This is a genomic window from Bacteroidales bacterium (assembly GCA_018334875.1).
GTDB lineage: Bacteria > Bacteroidota > Bacteroidia > Bacteroidales > UBA12077 > JAGXLC01.
Genome location: JAGXLC010000076.1, coordinates 1 through 16298, shown reverse-complemented (window position 1 = coordinate 16298; position 16298 = coordinate 1). Strand labels below are relative to the sequence as shown.

The 16298-nt window shown below is 47.0% G+C and carries 17 protein-coding genes; 11 read left to right on the top strand and 6 right to left on the bottom strand.

Annotated features, from left to right (window positions below; translation table 11 throughout):
- From KGY70_08490 to KGY70_08475, 4 genes are all read right to left on the bottom strand, one after another.
- A partial coding sequence (locus tag KGY70_08490) for an MgtC/SapB family protein (GenBank protein MBS3775211.1) occupies positions 1–127 on the bottom strand: 127 nt, incomplete at its 3' end.
- 27 nt (positions 128–154) lie between these two features.
- A complete protein-coding gene (locus KGY70_08485; protein MBS3775210.1) occupies positions 155–619 on the bottom strand; it encodes a hypothetical protein in 465 nt (154 codons plus the stop codon).
- 520 nt (positions 620–1139) lie between these two features.
- Positions 1140–1529 (bottom strand): hypothetical protein, encoded by a 390-nt coding sequence (locus KGY70_08480; protein MBS3775209.1) that lies wholly within the window; start codon positions 1527–1529, stop codon positions 1140–1142.
- 33 nt (positions 1530–1562) lie between these two features.
- Positions 1563–3038, bottom strand: coding sequence for a M28 family peptidase (locus KGY70_08475; GenBank protein ID MBS3775208.1), 1476 nt, complete (start codon positions 3036–3038; stop codon positions 1563–1565).
- 528 nt (positions 3039–3566) lie between these two features.
- Between KGY70_08475 and KGY70_08470 the strand changes: the two genes are divergently transcribed.
- The 9 genes from KGY70_08470 (at position 3567) to KGY70_08430 (ending at position 11619) form a co-directional block, all read left to right on the top strand.
- The gene (locus KGY70_08470; protein ID MBS3775207.1) at positions 3567–4967 is read left to right on the top strand and encodes a chorismate-binding protein; all 1401 of its coding nucleotides are present in this window, start codon (positions 3567–3569) and stop codon (positions 4965–4967) included.
- An 11-nt stretch (positions 4968–4978) separates the two neighbouring features.
- A complete protein-coding gene (locus KGY70_08465) occupies positions 4979–5626 on the top strand; it encodes an aminodeoxychorismate/anthranilate synthase component II (protein MBS3775206.1) in 648 nt (215 codons plus the stop codon).
- Between the two features lie 17 nt (positions 5627–5643).
- Positions 5644–6639 carry an anthranilate phosphoribosyltransferase gene (gene trpD / locus KGY70_08460; GenBank protein ID MBS3775205.1) on the top strand — a complete coding sequence of 332 codons (996 nt, stop codon included), beginning with the start codon at positions 5644–5646 and terminating at the stop codon, positions 6637–6639.
- Positions 6636–7490 carry an indole-3-glycerol phosphate synthase TrpC gene (trpC, locus tag KGY70_08455; protein MBS3775204.1) on the top strand — a complete coding sequence of 285 codons (855 nt, stop codon included), beginning with the start codon at positions 6636–6638 and terminating at the stop codon, positions 7488–7490. The genes trpD and trpC overlap by 4 nt, the downstream gene beginning before the upstream one ends.
- A complete protein-coding gene (locus KGY70_08450) occupies positions 7459–8109 on the top strand; it encodes a phosphoribosylanthranilate isomerase (protein MBS3775203.1) in 651 nt (216 codons plus the stop codon). Before trpC ends, KGY70_08450 begins: the two co-directional genes overlap by 32 nt.
- Entirely contained in the window at positions 8090–9280 is a 1191-nt protein-coding gene (trpB, locus tag KGY70_08445) for a tryptophan synthase subunit beta (GenBank protein MBS3775202.1), read from the top strand. Before KGY70_08450 ends, trpB begins: the two co-directional genes overlap by 20 nt.
- Positions 9277–10044 (top strand): tryptophan synthase subunit alpha, encoded by a 768-nt coding sequence (locus KGY70_08440; GenBank protein MBS3775201.1) that lies wholly within the window; start codon positions 9277–9279, stop codon positions 10042–10044. The genes trpB and KGY70_08440 overlap by 4 nt, the downstream gene beginning before the upstream one ends.
- Positions 10045–10051: 7 nt before the next feature.
- Positions 10052–11074: a 3-deoxy-7-phosphoheptulonate synthase gene (aroF, locus tag KGY70_08435; GenBank protein MBS3775200.1), complete on the top strand. Its 1023-nt coding sequence runs from the start codon at positions 10052–10054 to the stop codon at positions 11072–11074.
- Between the two features lie 191 nt (positions 11075–11265).
- On the top strand, positions 11266–11619 hold the full coding sequence (locus KGY70_08430) for a hypothetical protein (GenBank protein ID MBS3775199.1): 354 nt from the start codon (positions 11266–11268) through the stop codon (positions 11617–11619).
- A gap of 18 nt (positions 11620–11637) precedes the next feature.
- Here KGY70_08430 and KGY70_08425 read toward each other — a convergent pair whose 3' ends face one another.
- On the bottom strand, positions 11638–12513 hold the full coding sequence (locus tag KGY70_08425) for an aldo/keto reductase (GenBank protein ID MBS3775198.1): 876 nt from the start codon (positions 12511–12513) through the stop codon (positions 11638–11640).
- 256 nt (positions 12514–12769) lie between these two features.
- Here KGY70_08425 and KGY70_08420 point away from each other — a divergent pair, with 256 nt between their 5' ends.
- Positions 12770–14065 carry a hypothetical protein gene (locus tag KGY70_08420; GenBank protein MBS3775197.1) on the top strand — a complete coding sequence of 432 codons (1296 nt, stop codon included), beginning with the start codon at positions 12770–12772 and terminating at the stop codon, positions 14063–14065.
- Between the two features lie 10 nt (positions 14066–14075).
- Positions 14076–14804 carry a zinc-ribbon domain-containing protein gene (locus KGY70_08415; protein ID MBS3775196.1) on the top strand — a complete coding sequence of 243 codons (729 nt, stop codon included), beginning with the start codon at positions 14076–14078 and terminating at the stop codon, positions 14802–14804.
- A gap of 62 nt (positions 14805–14866) precedes the next feature.
- On the opposite strand, the gene KGY70_08410 is transcribed toward KGY70_08415, so the two are convergent.
- On the bottom strand, positions 14867–15502 hold the full coding sequence (locus tag KGY70_08410) for a CPBP family intramembrane metalloprotease (GenBank protein ID MBS3775195.1): 636 nt from the start codon (positions 15500–15502) through the stop codon (positions 14867–14869).
- Positions 15503–16298: the final 796 nt, after the last annotated feature.

Sequence of the window (16298 nt, the reverse complement as noted above, 5' to 3'; positions counted from 1 at the left end):
CAACGATCATATTGGTTTTGATCCCTGCCGGTTTATTTGTTTTTTCCCTTTCGTAACCGATTACTCCTCCCAAAAGGGAGGCAATAACTACATGAAGCAGGATTCTTAGTTCATACATAAGTTCCATAGGGGGGATTTTAAGGTGATTTATGTATTACTGATTTTTGGCTTTGTAAATGGAATCCATCAGCGTTTTGAGTTCATTTTTATACTGTTCATTGAATATATCGATGTTCCATTTGTCGCCGATGGTCTTTGGAACCAGGTTGGATTTGTATTCCTGCTGGTTGTAATAGAGCTGTGTATTATAATCCTCTGATTTAAGGGCCTTAAGATCATAAAAATTGGATCGGATGCTTGACAGGATGGTGATGCCCAGATCATCCTTCATCTTTTTGTTTCTATTGATCAGTATGTTGTGTTGGTCGTTGAGCTGCTTGATTTGCTTTCTGAGGGAATCGTTTTGTTGGGTTTGTTGAATGTATTTCTCCCGCCAGAAGTTTTCCTGCTGTTGTTCAATGCTATAGATGATTCCTCCCCCAATAAGCAAGCCGGCCAACAGGGCGGCAGTGATCTTAAGCCAATGGTTCTTCAGGAGTGTACGGATTTTCTTCAGCATATTCAAATCTTATTATCAGTGATCAATTTACGATGAGCAATATTACAAAAATAAACTCAAAACCTGCCGGGATTATTTTACAATCTTCTCATAGAGTTCAGGTGAGCTGGTTGATCATTTGAAAACGAAATATGAACCTGGAATTCTGTATTCTTTTAATGGCCAGATTATTTTGTTAATAAAGAAGCGTCAGGTCAGATAAATCCCGTCAAAAGCATTTTCCATCAGGGTATGAAATTTTTGCTCGCTTTCCTTCAGGGCTGCTTCCATGCTGGCTTTGGTTTCCCCGATTCCAAGGTTATACAGGGAAAACCGATATCATGTGCCATCTCTTCCAGCAGCCCCACTTCCTGGGGATCATTGCTAATTTCCCTGGGCAAGGTGACATTCAAAGTACCAAATAGCTTATAGCCATGTATCAAAGGCAAATTGATGGTTCTGGTTTCCTTGTAGTGATCCGCGAGGGGGCAATCGCGGCATTGGAAGGTATCTTTGGGAACGAAGACCCGCTAAAGGTGCATCAAACAATTTTCTGGTTTTTTTCATCCCAGCATACCTTGCGATTTTCTTTATAGGATATGGTGGACATATGAGCTGTGATGGCTTCTTCAAAACCCCGGTTGATGTTACAACTGGGTTGTTTGCCGGTCCGGATGCCATGGATCCACTCGGCCAGGTGCAAGTGGGTGGTATCGACTCTTCTGCCACCGCGGTAGGTATAGAGCAGTCCCCGGCCGGCGAAGTATTTTTCGGTAGCAGAGGTTACCGCGTCTACCCCTTTCTTACCCGGTACATAGGAATATATTGGAAGGGAAGGATCGATGATGCCCTTTTCTATTTTTTCTTTGTACCGGGCGGAGCGGGGGGCAATTAAACCCCAGATATTAAGCTGGTCGATGATCAGCAGCAAGTCGGGATGATTGGGTATGGTGTCGGTCGTTTCTCAATGATTGGCCATCCGGATCACAGACATAAAGAGCATCTGGCCCATCTCTTCCATGATCTCCGGGGTGATCCTATCCACATCATCGCCCGGTTGGTGATATACAGAGGGAGCCCCGTAGGCATAAAAGCTCAATATGGGTACACCGGCCTTCATGAAACGGGCGGCATCCAGGCGGGGCCGGGTGATGTTGAGAAATGAGGAAGGATCCAGGTGGCGATGGATGTATTGTTCATTGACATCCCTGACAAAGGCGTATTGCTGGGGAAAATTTTTGCCGGCGGTTACACCGATCTTGTTGCCTACACCCACACCATCGAGATTAAGCAAGGCATAGGTCTTTTCAAGGGGAAAGGAAGGATCCTGCAGATAAACCCTGGAACCGACTATCCCTTGCTCTTCCGCACCAAAAGACAAAAACATCACCGATCTTTTCAGTTGGACGTCATATTCGGCAAGTGCTCTGGCAACGGCCATCATCACGGCCACTCCCGAAGCGTTGTCGTTGGCTCCGGGAATGAGCTCCCAGCATCTGCCCAGGTGGTCGAGGTGGGCACCTATGATGATCACCTCATCTTTCAACCGGGGATCACTCCCCTCCAGATAACCGATCACGTTGCTGCCTCTGCCGTTGGGAAAGTGCTGAGTGTTGTTGGTGATGGTGACCCTCTTGCCCGTGGGAAAAGAAACGGGCTGCAGATTCTCCTTGATGGAATCGGTTACTTGCTGATGAGAACGACCCGTGCCGGCAAAAACATCCTGCACCACCGTATCTCCCACATGGGAATAGATGAACCCCGGTTCAAAGGCGTTGTTGGGATTTACGATGGGGCCGTAATTATACAGCATGCCTGCCGCTCCGTGCCGGACGGCATTCTTCAGTTTATATTGATGGTGGGAATAGGGTTCCCATTTCTTAAACAGGGTGGTGTCATCTTTGGGATTGAGGGGCACTTCCCGCTCCATCAGCAGGATTTTTCCCTTCACATCGATCCCCTGGTAGTCATCATATCCCAATTCGGGGGCTGTAATGCCATACCCGGCGTAAACCACCTCGCCATGTACCGTGCCGGAATCAGAAGTGGCGCCAGGGATGAACTCGCTCACATAATCATAATGCTTGAGAATTTTGTCCCCACCCCGGGGAAGGTGAAGCGTAACCCTGCAACCTGGGAAAACCCGGGTGTAAGGAATATCGAAATGCTGGAGGTAGCCTTCCGATGGTGCTTTTCCCTCCACCCCCCATGCCTTAAAATGACGTATCAGCCATTGGGCGGATGAATCGTAGCCGGGCGTACCGGTTAACCGTCCTCCGTACTTTTCCGATGCCATCTCTTTGACATAACCGAGCAGTTCATGGCTTGAGATGCTTTTCATCCCTCTGATTTCCGGTGAATCATTATATTCCTGGGGTATACCCCTGAAAAAACTAAGGCTTAATAAGACAGTGAGTACAATGGATACATATGGCTTCATGGTGGATCATTTTGGTTTTACGCCCCGAAAGGTAGTAATTTTCCTTCGAAAAAACGGAAGAAAGGAGGTGCGCAAGGGTATAATGCGCTCCATTGTTTTTTCAAACAAATTATCCTGTTAGCTAAAGTGTTGTTATATAATATTTTATATGATTCCGGCAAAAATAGTTTTTGGGAGGGGCTTGCAGTTTTACAATTTTTTTTTCTATATTTGCCGCTAGAATCAAAAAAGTGATTTATGAAGTCCAACATGCTTAATATAAACAACTGGTGGTGGCAACGCAATATCCCGCGATAACCGTGAGAGAAGCGTGCTATGCCTGATAAGATATAAAAAAGGCTCACCGACTCCCGGTGGGCCTTTTTTTGATATAACTCCATATAGAATGAAAAGAGCGAACAACATATTACAAAACTGGTGGTGGCCTGAATTGCTTACGTAATACCCGTGAGGAAGGCTGCCTGTTATTGATTGAAAACCCATCCGGCAACTCCCGGGTGGGTTTTTTAATTTTAAAATCCCTCGAAAATGAAGAGAAAAGTCATTACCAAACATCAAACCTTGCTGGCCGACAGCACCACACCGGTAAGCATCTATCTGAAGCTTAGGGACCTGTATTCAGGGTCCGTTCTGTTGGAGAGTTCCGACTTTCATCACCTGGAGAACTGCTTCTCCTATATTGGTTTGGAGCCTATTGCCGATTTCATGGCTGATGAAGAGCAAATCCTTACCCGGTATGATGGGGAGCAGGGACAAGCCCGGTCATTAGACAGCTCTGAAGCGATCCCCCAGTCGCTAAGGAGATTCATGGATTCATTTGAATTTATAGAAAATGATGGACAGACTAACGGTTTTTTCGGGTATATGAATTTCGAGTCGGTGCGCTTCTTTGAGAAATTGCCGGAGAGCAGGCAGGAACCGGGAGAAATGATTCCTTCCGTACGCTATCATTTATACCGGTATGTCATTTCTATCAATCATTTCAATGATCAGCTAACGATTACGGAAAATCTTTTGCCGGGTCAGGAGAGCCATCTGGAGGAGGTCGTTTTTCAGATCAAGAACCGGCCGATCGTGAATTACCCTTTTCATACCCCGGGTTATGAGAAGGCCAACATGGAGGATGAAGATTACAAAGGGCTTGTTGCCAAGGCCAAGGAGCATTGTCAGCGGGGTGATGTGTTTCAGCTTGTTTTATCCCGCCGGTTTACCCGTGGTTTCAAAGGCGATGAGTTCAATGTTTACCGGGCGCTTCGATCGATCAATCCTTCCCCCTATCTGTTTTATTTTGATTTCGGTGATTACCGGATCATGGGTTCATCCCCTGAGATGCAGATTAAAACGCAAGGGAGGCAGGCAACAATCAATCCCATTGCCGGCACCTTTCGCCGTACCGGCAATGATCAGGAAGACAAAAAGCTGGCCGCACAATTGATTGAGGACGAGAAGGAAAACTCTGAGCATGTCATGCTGGTGGACCTGGCCCGCAATGACCTGAGCAAGTCCACCTCGCAGGTGCAGGTGATTAAGAACAGGGAAATACAGTTTTATTCCCATGTGTTGCATATTGTCTCGACCGTAAGCGGTAAGATGGATGATGCCAGGGACGGAGTACAGGTACTGGCCGATACCTTTCCGGCCGGAACATTAAGCGGCGCACCCAAGATCCGGGCCATGGAGCTGATCGACCGGTACGAGCCGGAAAAACGCAACTTTTACGGGGGCTGTATTGGCCATATAGGCATTGATGGCAGCATCAACCATGCCATCACCATCCGTTCCTTTTTGAGCAGGGGCAATGTACTCCATTATCAGGCGGGAGCCGGTATCACCAATCAATCCGTCGAAGAAAACGAACTGGCAGAAGTGGATAACAAACTGCAGGCATTGAGAGATGCCATTGAGCAAGCCCAGATCATTAACATGTAAACCTGTATACTATGAAGATTCTTGTTTTGGACAACTACGATTCATTTACTTACAACCTGGTACATCTGGTTGAAAGCGTATCGCCATATAAGGTAGATATAGCCCGCAATGATGAACTTTCTATCTCTAAAGCCCGTGAATACGACAGGATTATTCTTTCTCCCGGACCGGGTATTCCCGATGAGGCAGGCAGGATGAAAGAGCTGATCCGGGAGCTGGCTCCCTCTAAAAGCATCCTGGGTGTGTGTTTGGGCATGCAGGGCATTGCTGAAGTTTTCCATGGGAAGCTTTACAACCTGGAAAGGGTTTATCATGGTATATCCTCAACCGTCCGGGTTGTTCTTGAAGATGAGCTTTTTGGGGGTTTGCCCGGGGAATGGGCAGCGGGAAGATATCATTCATGGGCTCTTGACCCCGCGCTCCTCCCGGAAGAGCTGGAGGTCACAGCAGTTGATGAAGCGGGCATTCCCATGGCATTGCGGCACAAACGATATAGAGTAAAAGGCGTTCAGTTCCATCCGGAGTCGGTGATGACCCCGCATGGTGCCCGCATGATCTCCAACTGGCTGGGATGCCAGCAGTCCGCTATTCATATCCCGGGTAAAGACGACGAGGACTTTGAGATCGACCCCCTTCGTAAGGGATACCTTTTTTGTTGAATTTTAAAACGGTAACAATGAAAACAACCCTGGAAACATTATATGCGCACAGACATTTAACCATGGAAGAGGCCTATACCATTCTGGTAGAGCTGGCAGGAGGCATGTACAATCACTCCCAGATGGCTTCTTTCCTGACCGTATACCGGATGAGGAACATCACGGTTGATGAATTGAACGGATTCCGGGAGGCGATGTTGCAACTGTGTATCTCTCCTGATCTGAGTGAGTTCAACACCATTGATTTGTGTGGTACGGGTGGGGATGGGAAGAATACCTTCAACATATCTACCCTGGCATCATTCGTGGCGGCAGGTGCCGGACTGAAAGTGTCAAAGCATGGGAATTACAGCGTATCCTCTTCATGTGGTTCCTCCAATGTACTTGAATATTTCGGATACCGCTTTTCGGGTGATGCCGATAAACTCAGGCGGGAGTTGGATCAGGCCAATATATGCTTTTTGCATGCCCCTGTTTTCCATCCGGCAATGAAAAATGTAGCGCCGGTGAGAAAAGACCTTGGAGTAAAAACCTTTTTTAACATGCTGGGGCCACTGGTCAATCCCACCCGACCGGCCAACCAGCTGGTGGGTGTCTTCAGCCCGGAGTTATGCCGGCTTTACAATTATCTATACCAGGATGTAGGGGTAAACTATACCATTGTCCACAGCCTGGACGGCTATGATGAGCTTTCTCTTACCGGAGCGGCCCGGCTGGAATCGCCCGGAGGAAGCCGGATCCTCTATCCCGAACAGCTGGGCCTGAACCGTTATGCACCACAAGAGATCGAGGGGGGCAAAGATATACCCGCTTCGGCCGCTTTGTTCAAAGACATACTGGAAGGCAGGGGAACCCAGGCTCAGAATGATGTGGTGGTTGCCAATACAGCCCTGGCCATACAGGTGGTTCATCCCGGCAAAAGCATGGAAGAGTCACTTGAGATGGCCCGTGACTCCTTAACCAACGGCAAAGCCCTGGAAACATTTAAACAGTTAATGGAGATGCAATCATGAAAACATTCGACAACATCCTGAATGAGATCTATGCCCATAAAGTGCGGGAAGTAGAGGAGCGAAGATCCCTTTACCCATCTAAATTGCTGGAGCGGAGCATCTATTTTCCAACCCAACCTGTATCCCTGAAAGACTATATTCGCAATGACGAAAAATCGGGCATCATCGCGGAGTATAAAACCCGTTCTCCTTCCAAAGGACTGATCAATGATTACGCGGGAGTGGCCCAGGTAACACTGGGATATATGCAGGCCGGGGCCTCGGCCTTGTCTATACTTACCGATCATAAGTATTTTGGGGGATCGCTGGAGAACTTAAAGACGGCCCGCAGAGAAAATTACTGTCCCATCTTGCAAAAGGACTTCATTGTTGAGGACTATCAGATCCTTGAAGCCAAAGCCTATGGGGCGGATGCCATCCTGCTGATAGCTGCCCTTTTGTCTAAGCGCCGGATACGTGAGTTAACCCGTTTTGCCCGCGAGCTGGAATTGGAGGTGCTCCTTGAGATCCACGATGCTTCCGAATTGGAAAAAATTCATGAGCCGGTGGACCTGGTAGGCATCAACAACCGGAACCTCAAGACTTTCGATGTGCATGCCGATCATTCCCTTCAACTGGCCCAACGGGTGCCGGATGATTTTATGAAAATAGCTGAAAGTGGCATCCATCATCCTCAAACAGCTTATGAATTGTTAAGGGGAGGCTTCGAGGGGCTGTTGATAGGCGAGGCCTTCATGAAGCATCTGCGTCCCGGGAAAGCGTGCGCCAATTTTATCAGACAATTAAAATCATTGAATCAAAAGCAAAACCCATCAAGCTATGAAAGTCAAGGTATGCGGATTGAGAGATGAAAAAAACATCCGCCTTTTGCTGGAAACCGTCTTACCCGATTACCTGGGGTTTATTTTCTATGAACCTTCCCCCCGTTATGCCGGCGAGATATTGGATATAAGTTTTCTTCAACGCATCAAAGGAAGCTTCAAAAAAACCGGTGTGTTGGTGGATGCCTCTCTTTCCACGGCCGAGTCGATTGCCAGTAAATATGAGCTGGATGCCCTGCAGCTGCATGGCAATGAGTCTGCTGAATTTTGCGCCTCTTTAAGGAGACCAGGGTTGGAGATCATCAAGACATTTCATCTGAGCGAATCCTTTAACTTTCATGTGCTGGAGGACTATGCACCGGTATGTGATTATTTTCTTTTCGATACCCGGGGCCAACATCCCGGAGGCAATGGAGTGCGGTTTAACTGGGAATTGCTGGAGGAGTATCAAATGTCCGTGCCTTTCTTTCTAAGTGGAGGCATAGACGGGCAGGATGCGGCGTCTATTGCTCAGATCAGGCATCCTGCCCTTGGGGGCGTGGACCTGAACAGCCGGTTTGAACACAATCCAGGATTGAAGGATGTTAGTAAAATTAAGCGATTTACAAACCATTTAAATGAATATCTATATGGCGAGAGAAACCTATAAGGTAGATCCTCAAGGATATTATGGCAGATATGGTGGGGCATATATTCCGGAAATGCTGTACCCGAATATAGAGGAGTTGCGCAACCGGTACCTGGAAATAATGCAGGACCCGGGTTATCGCGATGAGCTGCATACCCTGATGCGGGATTTTGTGGGGAGGCCTTCTCCCCTTTATTATGCCAGCAGGTTGTCGCAGCATTACTCGACTCATATCTATCTGAAGCGGGAAGATCTGAACCATACCGGAGCCCATAAGATCAACAATACGGTTGGTCAGGTTTTGCTGGCCGAACGGTTAAACAAAAAACGCATCATTGCTGAGACCGGTGCCGGGCAGCATGGTGTGGCAACGGCTACGGTGTGTGCATTAAAAGGGCTGGAATGCGTGGTTTATATGGGTGAGACCGACATGGCGCGGCAAGCCAGGAATGTAGCCCAGATGGAGCTGCTGGGGGCCAAAGTGATTCCTGTCGCCTCAGGCAATAAAACCCTAAAAGATGCCACCAACGAGGCGATTCGGGATTGGATCAAGAACCCTGGCACAACGCATTATATTATTGGCTCTATTGTCGGCCCCCATCCTTACCCCGACCTGGTGACCCGTTTGCAGGGGATCATCAGTCATGAACTGCGTAAGCAGCTGGAAGAGCGGACGGGGAAGGCAAACCCCCATAACATAGTGGCCTGTGTGGGTGGAGGAAGCAATGCGGCTGGCATATTTTATGATTACCTGGAGCAGGAAGACGTCAGGCTAATTGCAGTGGAAGCCTCGGGTATGGGGCTCAACAGCGGAAAGACGGCTGCCACCATGCAGAGAGGCCAAGCGGGGATACTCCATGGCAGCCATACTCTGGTCATGCAAGACGACGATGGCCAGGTTACCGAACCCTACTCCATTTCTGCCGGTCTGGACTATCCGGGGATCGGACCTGTGCATGCTCATCTGCGGGATATCGGCCGGGTAGAGTTTTTGTCGGCCAGTGATCAACAGGCATTAGAAGCGGCCAGGCTATGCATGCGACTGGAAGGCATTATCCCGGCCCTGGAATCGGCACATGCCCTGGCCGCTCTCGGGGAACTCTCCATCTCACCCAATGATGTAACCGTTGTTAACCTCTCAGGAAGGGGGGATAAAGATTTGGACACCTATCAAAAACGACTCGAACCATGAACAGACTGGACGAATATTTGAAAAATAAGCCCAATGACCTGCTTTCCGTTTATTTTACGGCCGGGTATCCCCACCTGAACGATACGGTTCACATCATCCAGGAACTGGAAAAGAGCGGAGCCGATATGATTGAGATTGGAATGCCCTTTTCGGATCCCATGGCCGATGGCCCCGTCATCCAGAAGAGCAGCGGTGTGGCATTGAAAAACGGCATGAGCATTCGGGTTCTCTTTCAGCAATTATCGGATATCAGAAAAGCGGTTTCCATACCCCTGGTATTAATGGGTTATATTAATCCCGTGTACCGTTTCGGGATGGAAAAGTTTTGTCAGCATTGTAAAAAAGCAGGCATTGATGGGGTCATTCTTCCCGATATGCCCCTTGAGGTGTATAAAAGGGAATATGAAGATTTGTTTGCCGAATATGGCCTTTACAACATATTTCTGGTTAGCCCTACTACGTCCGGTAGCCGTTTGAGAAGCATTTTGCAGGCCTCACAAGGCTTTGTTTATATGGTTTCATCCACTGCCACCACAGGCGATCAGATTGATGTACAAACCCATATGGAATACCTGAACCGGATACGGGCGATTGACTCCAAATTGCCTGTTTTGATGGGTTTTGGCATCGACAGCCATCAGAAGTTTCGCCAGGTATGTGCGCATGCCAACGGCGGTATTATTGGTTCGGCTTTTATCCGGGCCCTGGAAAAAGAGGGGCCGCTTGAGGACAACATACGATCATTCATGAAAGCAATAAAATAGGGCCGGTATGATTATTCAACTACATAAACACATCTCCAGGGAAGAAAAGGAGTATCTGGACAACCTTTTGAAGGATCATCGCTTCAATGTCAAAAGGGTTCATACCCAGTTGGGGGAATATATTATTGCATTGGGGAAGGAAGACATTGATATTCGCACTATTGGCAACCTGAAAGGAGTTGAAGATGTTCATGCCGTCCATGATGATCACCATCTGGTGTCGGCCAAATGGAAGACCGACTCTACCCGTATTGTTCTGGATGAGAATACTGTGATCGGGGGCGAGGGCTTCAGTGTGACAGCAGGACCTTGTTCGGTAGAGAGTGAGCAGCAGGTGGAACAGATCAGTGATTTTCTTCAGGACAGAGGGATCCGGCTTATGCGGGGCGGTGTGTTTAAGCCTCGCAGTTCGCCGTATTCCTACCGTGGTGCTGGCATTGAAGGCTTGAAGTATTTTGCCCGCATATGCCATGAAAAGGGAATTCGAGTTGTTACAGAGATCATGCAGGAAGAGATGATTGATTCGATGTATCCTTATGTCGATGTATTTCAGGTGGGCGCGCGCAACTCGCAGAATTATAACCTACTGGATGCCCTGGGGAAAATCGATAAACCCGTCCTTCTGAAACGGGGACTTTCGGGAACGCTGGATGAGCTTCTTTATTCGGCTGAATATATCTTTTCAGGAGGTAATGAACGCATTGTTCTTTGTGAACGGGGCATACGCACGTTTGAAAAATCTTACCGCAATACCCTGGACCTGAATGCGGTGCCTCTGCTCAAGGAGAAGACCCACCTGCCGGTGATGGTGGATCCTTCTCATGGTACAGGTATAAGGGACCTGGTAGAACCTATGACCCTGGCCAGCATCATGAGCGGGGCCGACGGGGTCTTGATCGAGATTCATGAGCATCCCCCCAGGGCGATCTCAGATGCTAAGCAAACTATTTCGCTGGAACAGATGCACTCGCTCCAGGGGAAGATAGACCGCACCCTTCAGTTACGCCGGCAATTAAGAGAAGAAAGTTGAGCCGCTTTCCTGGCCGGCAGGTGAAGGGAGCGTATGGTGGGTGTAAAACGCCTGAGAAGTGAATTTTTTGGGGGTTTTTGTTCTGATGGATTGATTCTTTTAGATTGTGAGATGCTAAAAAGTACCGTTTGGTCGTTATTTCAATTAGTCGTCTTTATTTTCTAATGAATCGATACCAAAATCGGGCGTCCATGAAAAGATGGATATTTTTGACGCTGCTTATTCTGTTCTCACTGTTTTCTTTAGCTGATGAACCGCCTGCCACCTATCAGCAGTTAAAGACGAAATTTGTTAGCCTGGAGATGGAGCAGGGCTTGTCGGCTGATATGCAGGCTGGCCTTAAGCTTCGTTTATCCCGCCAGGCGAAGATATGGATCGGCGTGGGAACCGGGGTGGCCACTACGGCTGTTGCCGGTTATTTTTTTATCAGAGGCCAGCGCGAGCAATATCAGGATGCCCTGTTAATCGGTGGTGCTGTTTACCTGCCGGTTCTGGTGGTACTGACTCTGAGCGACGAGAAGAGGCGGCGGGGGCCTTATGGTTAAACCTTTTCCCCGGTTTTTTCAGGTATGCTCGTTGATCTCCCTGAAGCTGGCCATGGCCACGGCGGTGGTATCGACAAAATCATGTTCGAGTACCCACCGTACGGCTCCTGAGTAGCTGGCCTGGTCACCTTTTCGAAGGGCATGAACACCTCCGGAGCAGGTTTTCATAGCCACGACACCCGTACCATTTCGATGGGCTTTCTTCATCTGCTCTACCAATGCAGGTTGGTTCCAGGAGGTGCTCCAATCGCTTTGGGAATGCTCAAAGGCTCCTGCTGGATTAAAAGGTACCATGGCCACGTCAAAGAAATGATCCTTATTGGCTTCCCTGAGAACTTCAATATGGTTGATGTGCGAGGAAAAGCCGCAGGCCCGGATGGCACCCCGCTGTTTCATCTCCGAAAAAACACGGCGGATGGTCTTATTATGGATCACTTCCTGTTGACGCACCCCATGCAGCAGCATCACATCGATGTAGTCGGTCTGTAAAGCTTTTAGGCTCTCTTCCAGTGAGTCTTCCATTTGTCTTCTTATCTGGCCGGGACTGGCCGGGCCTTCCTCTACCTGCACCTTCATCTTGGATTGAATCACATACCTCTGGCGTATGCCTTTCAGCACTTTTCCGATCATCACCTCGTTTTGTCCGTGGGCATATGCGCGACCCGTGTCCAGGAAAGTAATCCCCCGATCGAGCGCCGCGCGGAGCACGGCAGGCTCCTGGGTGCGCGAAGCGCCCATTCCCAAAGGAGTAACTTCAATTCCTGTTTTCCCCAGTTTGCGTGTGCCAGCCCAGGTGCGTTTGTTTGAAGACAGGCTGAAGGCCTTTGGAATGAGCCCGAGGCCCAGAGCTGTTAGCAGGGATTGCTGGAGGAACTTTTTTCTGGTGATCTTCATATATCGAAAGTTTTGTGCAACAAATCTGATGAAAAAAAGAAGCTACCATTCTTTTTGATTGAATAAATTGCTTACATTAAAAGTAATTGAATTAAATTGATTTATCAAAAGTCATCCCTATAAAATAAAAGGATTAGATCTTTTTTTGCCAGAGAGGTATATTCTTGTATTTCATGTTTATTTTGATAGATGAATTATTCCATTAGAATTCATAACTTTGACAAAAGATGCGCATTCCCTAATCAGGTTAAGTATTTTGAATACCAAAAGCCACCATATTCCCGAGACTGAAAAATTCTGGTTCTCCCTTGATAATGCTGCCAAGATATTTCCTGCCATCATCAACAAGGAGGTCACATCCGTTTTCCGGCTCTCAGCAGTGCTGAATCGACCCGTCCAAATTGAGCCCTTAAGAAAGGCAGTCCTTCGCGTGGAGAACCGATTTCCTTATTACAAGGTACAGCTCAAGAAAGGTTTTTTCTGGTACTATTTAGAGCATATGCCCCGGCATATTCCTGTAGAAGTGGACGATCAGCCCTGTTGCAGGAAGTTTCAGAGGGGGCATTTGTTGATCCGGATATTGGTGTGGAACAACCGGTTGAGCATTGAATGTTCCCATATCCTGGCAGATGGCGGGGGAGGTTTGGAATTTTTGAAAACTTTACTCATACTTTATTCTAAAGCCTGCGGATGCAATATTCCGCCTGAATATGATGTAAAAGAGGAGGATATCGAAATACCTGAAGAGGAGTATGAGGATGCTTATAAGCGTTATTTCAGGGAAGATGTGCCCCCTATGGTTAAACGATCGAAGGCTTTTCACCTGCCCTTTCCCCTTAAACCCCCGCCCCGTTTCAGACCTCTCACTGCTATATTGCCTCTGGAGCAGGTTAAAAGGGTTGCATCCGAAAAAGGAGTAAGTATTACGGTTTACCTGATCGCGGTTTACCTGTATGTGCTGCAGGAGATATACGAAAACCAGGGTGGTTTAAATAAATTAAGGAGCAAAAAAATACTCCGGGTGCAGGTGCCGGTAAACCTGCGGAACATTTTCCCATCCCGGACCATGCGGAACTTTTCACTGTTTGTCATGCCGGAAATTGACCTTCGCCTGGGGCATTATACTTTTGAGGAGATCATCAAAACCGTGTATCACCAGGTTCAGCTTGAAACGGATAAAAAACTGATCAATAAGAATATATCCCGCAATGTAGGCAGTGAACGGAAAATTTATGTCAGAAGCATACCGCTTTTTTTGAAGAGCTGGATCCTGCGAATGAAATATTATGCGCTGGGGACGAGCCAGTATAGTGGCGTAGTTACCAATGTGGGCAGGATAAACCTGCCCCCTGAAACGGAAGAAATGGTCAGCCATTTCATTGTTGTTCCCCCGCCTCCCAACAAGATGCTGAAGATTAACTGCGGAATCGTCGGTTTTAAGGATAAGGTGGTGATGAGTTTTGGCAACGTGACCATCTCCGATGAATTTGAAAGCAGGTTCCTTCGGTTTTTGAGGGATCAGGATATATCGGTAGAAATTGAAAAATCTTAATAAGCTTACTATGATACGTTGTCCATATTGTGGCGTTGAACTGGAAGAAAATGCCAATTATTGTTCATTATGCGGTGAACCTGTCAGGCCCCACGCAGCTGGAAACCATTTATCCCACCTTGGAAGCAGCAAGGGAAAAAGAGAGCACAAGGAGCTGACCGAGTTTCACAGGTTAAGCGGTTTACAAAAAAGGATGATATTTTGGAAAATATCCGGGATCATTCTTCTTTCCGGGATGTTGATCGTTTTTGTCATAGATTTAGCTGGCAATCAATCCCTTACCTGGTCTAAATATCCTCTGACGGTGAGTGGGATATTATTGGTGAATGCAACCCTGGTTGCTTTCTGGTACAAAAGGAGTTTCCTTCTGCTGTTGTTCAGTTTTTTAAGTGTTGCCATATTGCTGGTGCTTTTAGATATTTATGCCGGTAATACAGGGTGGGGTATGCAACTGGGTATTCCTTTGCTGATGGCGGCCTATGTGGTGATACATGTGTTTTCCGTTTTGATCAGAAGGACAGAGCGGAAAGGGTTGAATGTGCTGGCTTATTCGCTGACGGTATCCGGGGTGCTGTGTATCTGTATCGATGGCATCCTTTCGCTTTATTCACGCGAGGCCCTGCACTTTGGCTGGAGCCTGATCGTGATGGTTGCCGTTGCATTGATCTCAGCCCTGTTGTTGTACATCCATTTCCGGCTGAAAAGGGGCACAGATCTGAAACGCTTTTTTCATATTTAAGATCAAAAGATTTTTGCCCGGCAGATAAATCTATTAGAACATGAACGGGCATTTTTTATCGGTTAAATTAAGGGCCACAGTTCCTTCCACAGATCGCGCCCCATCACGAAGTACAACAGCATGGTCGCGATCCATCCGTGATAAAGCCCCAGTGGCCATATATTTTTCCATCTGAAATACGCAAAGACGAAACCCCCTTCCATGACAAAGGCAAAGGCCATCAGGGGAAGACTGGGGTAGTGGACCAGGGCAAATAACAGGGAGGTCAATGCAATGATATGATGATCCTTTAAATGTAGTACGGAGATGGACCGCAAATTTCCTGCAATCAGGGAAACCATCAGGAATTGTTGAATAAGGCCCCAGGCCGGATAACCTAAAAAAATCGGGATCATATGCCAGTTCAGAAACGTTGCCTTTGTGGAGAGCCCATACAAGATGATGGCAATTGTCAGCACCAGTGCGAAGGGGAGGAGGAACAAAAAAGCGGGTTTAAAATCTGCTTTGCGTAAACCCCAATCTTTAAGGATGTCCTTATGCTCCCGGTATCTGTTTAAAATGAAAACAGCCCAGAACAGGCAGGCTGCCCCAATGTACAGTCCACGCAGCTCCAGCCAGTCCATCATAATATATTTGAGTGCTCCTGTAATGGCTACGGCCAGTATCTCTAAGCCTCGTCTTCTATCGGATATCGTCACTTCTTATTTTTATAGGTTGAAATTTGGTCCACTGTAATTATTTTTTGTTAGTTTGGATTTTAAACATTTTTTTAATTCATTAACATTTTCTTTATTAGTGTCATATAAAATTTTAAAAGGCTCGAATCCCCATAAATTTAGTTATCGGAGGGGACTCAAATTTGAAATCCGGATGAAGCCTGCATATGTATGACTAAGTTAGCATTTATCATTCAGAATATAAAATTGGTTGGATAAAGAATCAGGGTTTTTATTGCCGGCTCAAAAGCTTCGGCATTCCCGGCAGATTAGTGTTTCATGAAAATCTAAAAGGCTTGAATCTCTATGTCATGCTCAGGTTCATGAAGCCTTTGCTTGTGATATCCTGCCACTATGAGCAGAATATCTGGTTTAATTCTTTCATTGATGATGCAATTGCGACAAAACATTTTTTTGGTGTGATTTAAAGAATAATCTGATCTGTAAGGTTCTACATCCATGATTGAGTCCACTACAAAAAGTCTGTTTTTTTGAATTTCCAAACTTGTTAAAGCGATCATTGTCTGTGTATTTCGAAAAAACAGGGGAAGGGCTAAATCTTCAAAGATTTACTTTTCAGAGTGGACTATGAATAGAAAAATATAAAGTATATTTACCACATCGTAAAATATTTGAAATATGCAGGTTCATGTTACAAGGAAGGATACAAAGTTTCTTCCTGATTCCGGCAGGGTGATAGCCCGTTTTCTTTATACTTCCGATGAAAGAAGCAAGGATATTATTCGCACAGTATTGGCCATGTCTGAAGAAGAGACAA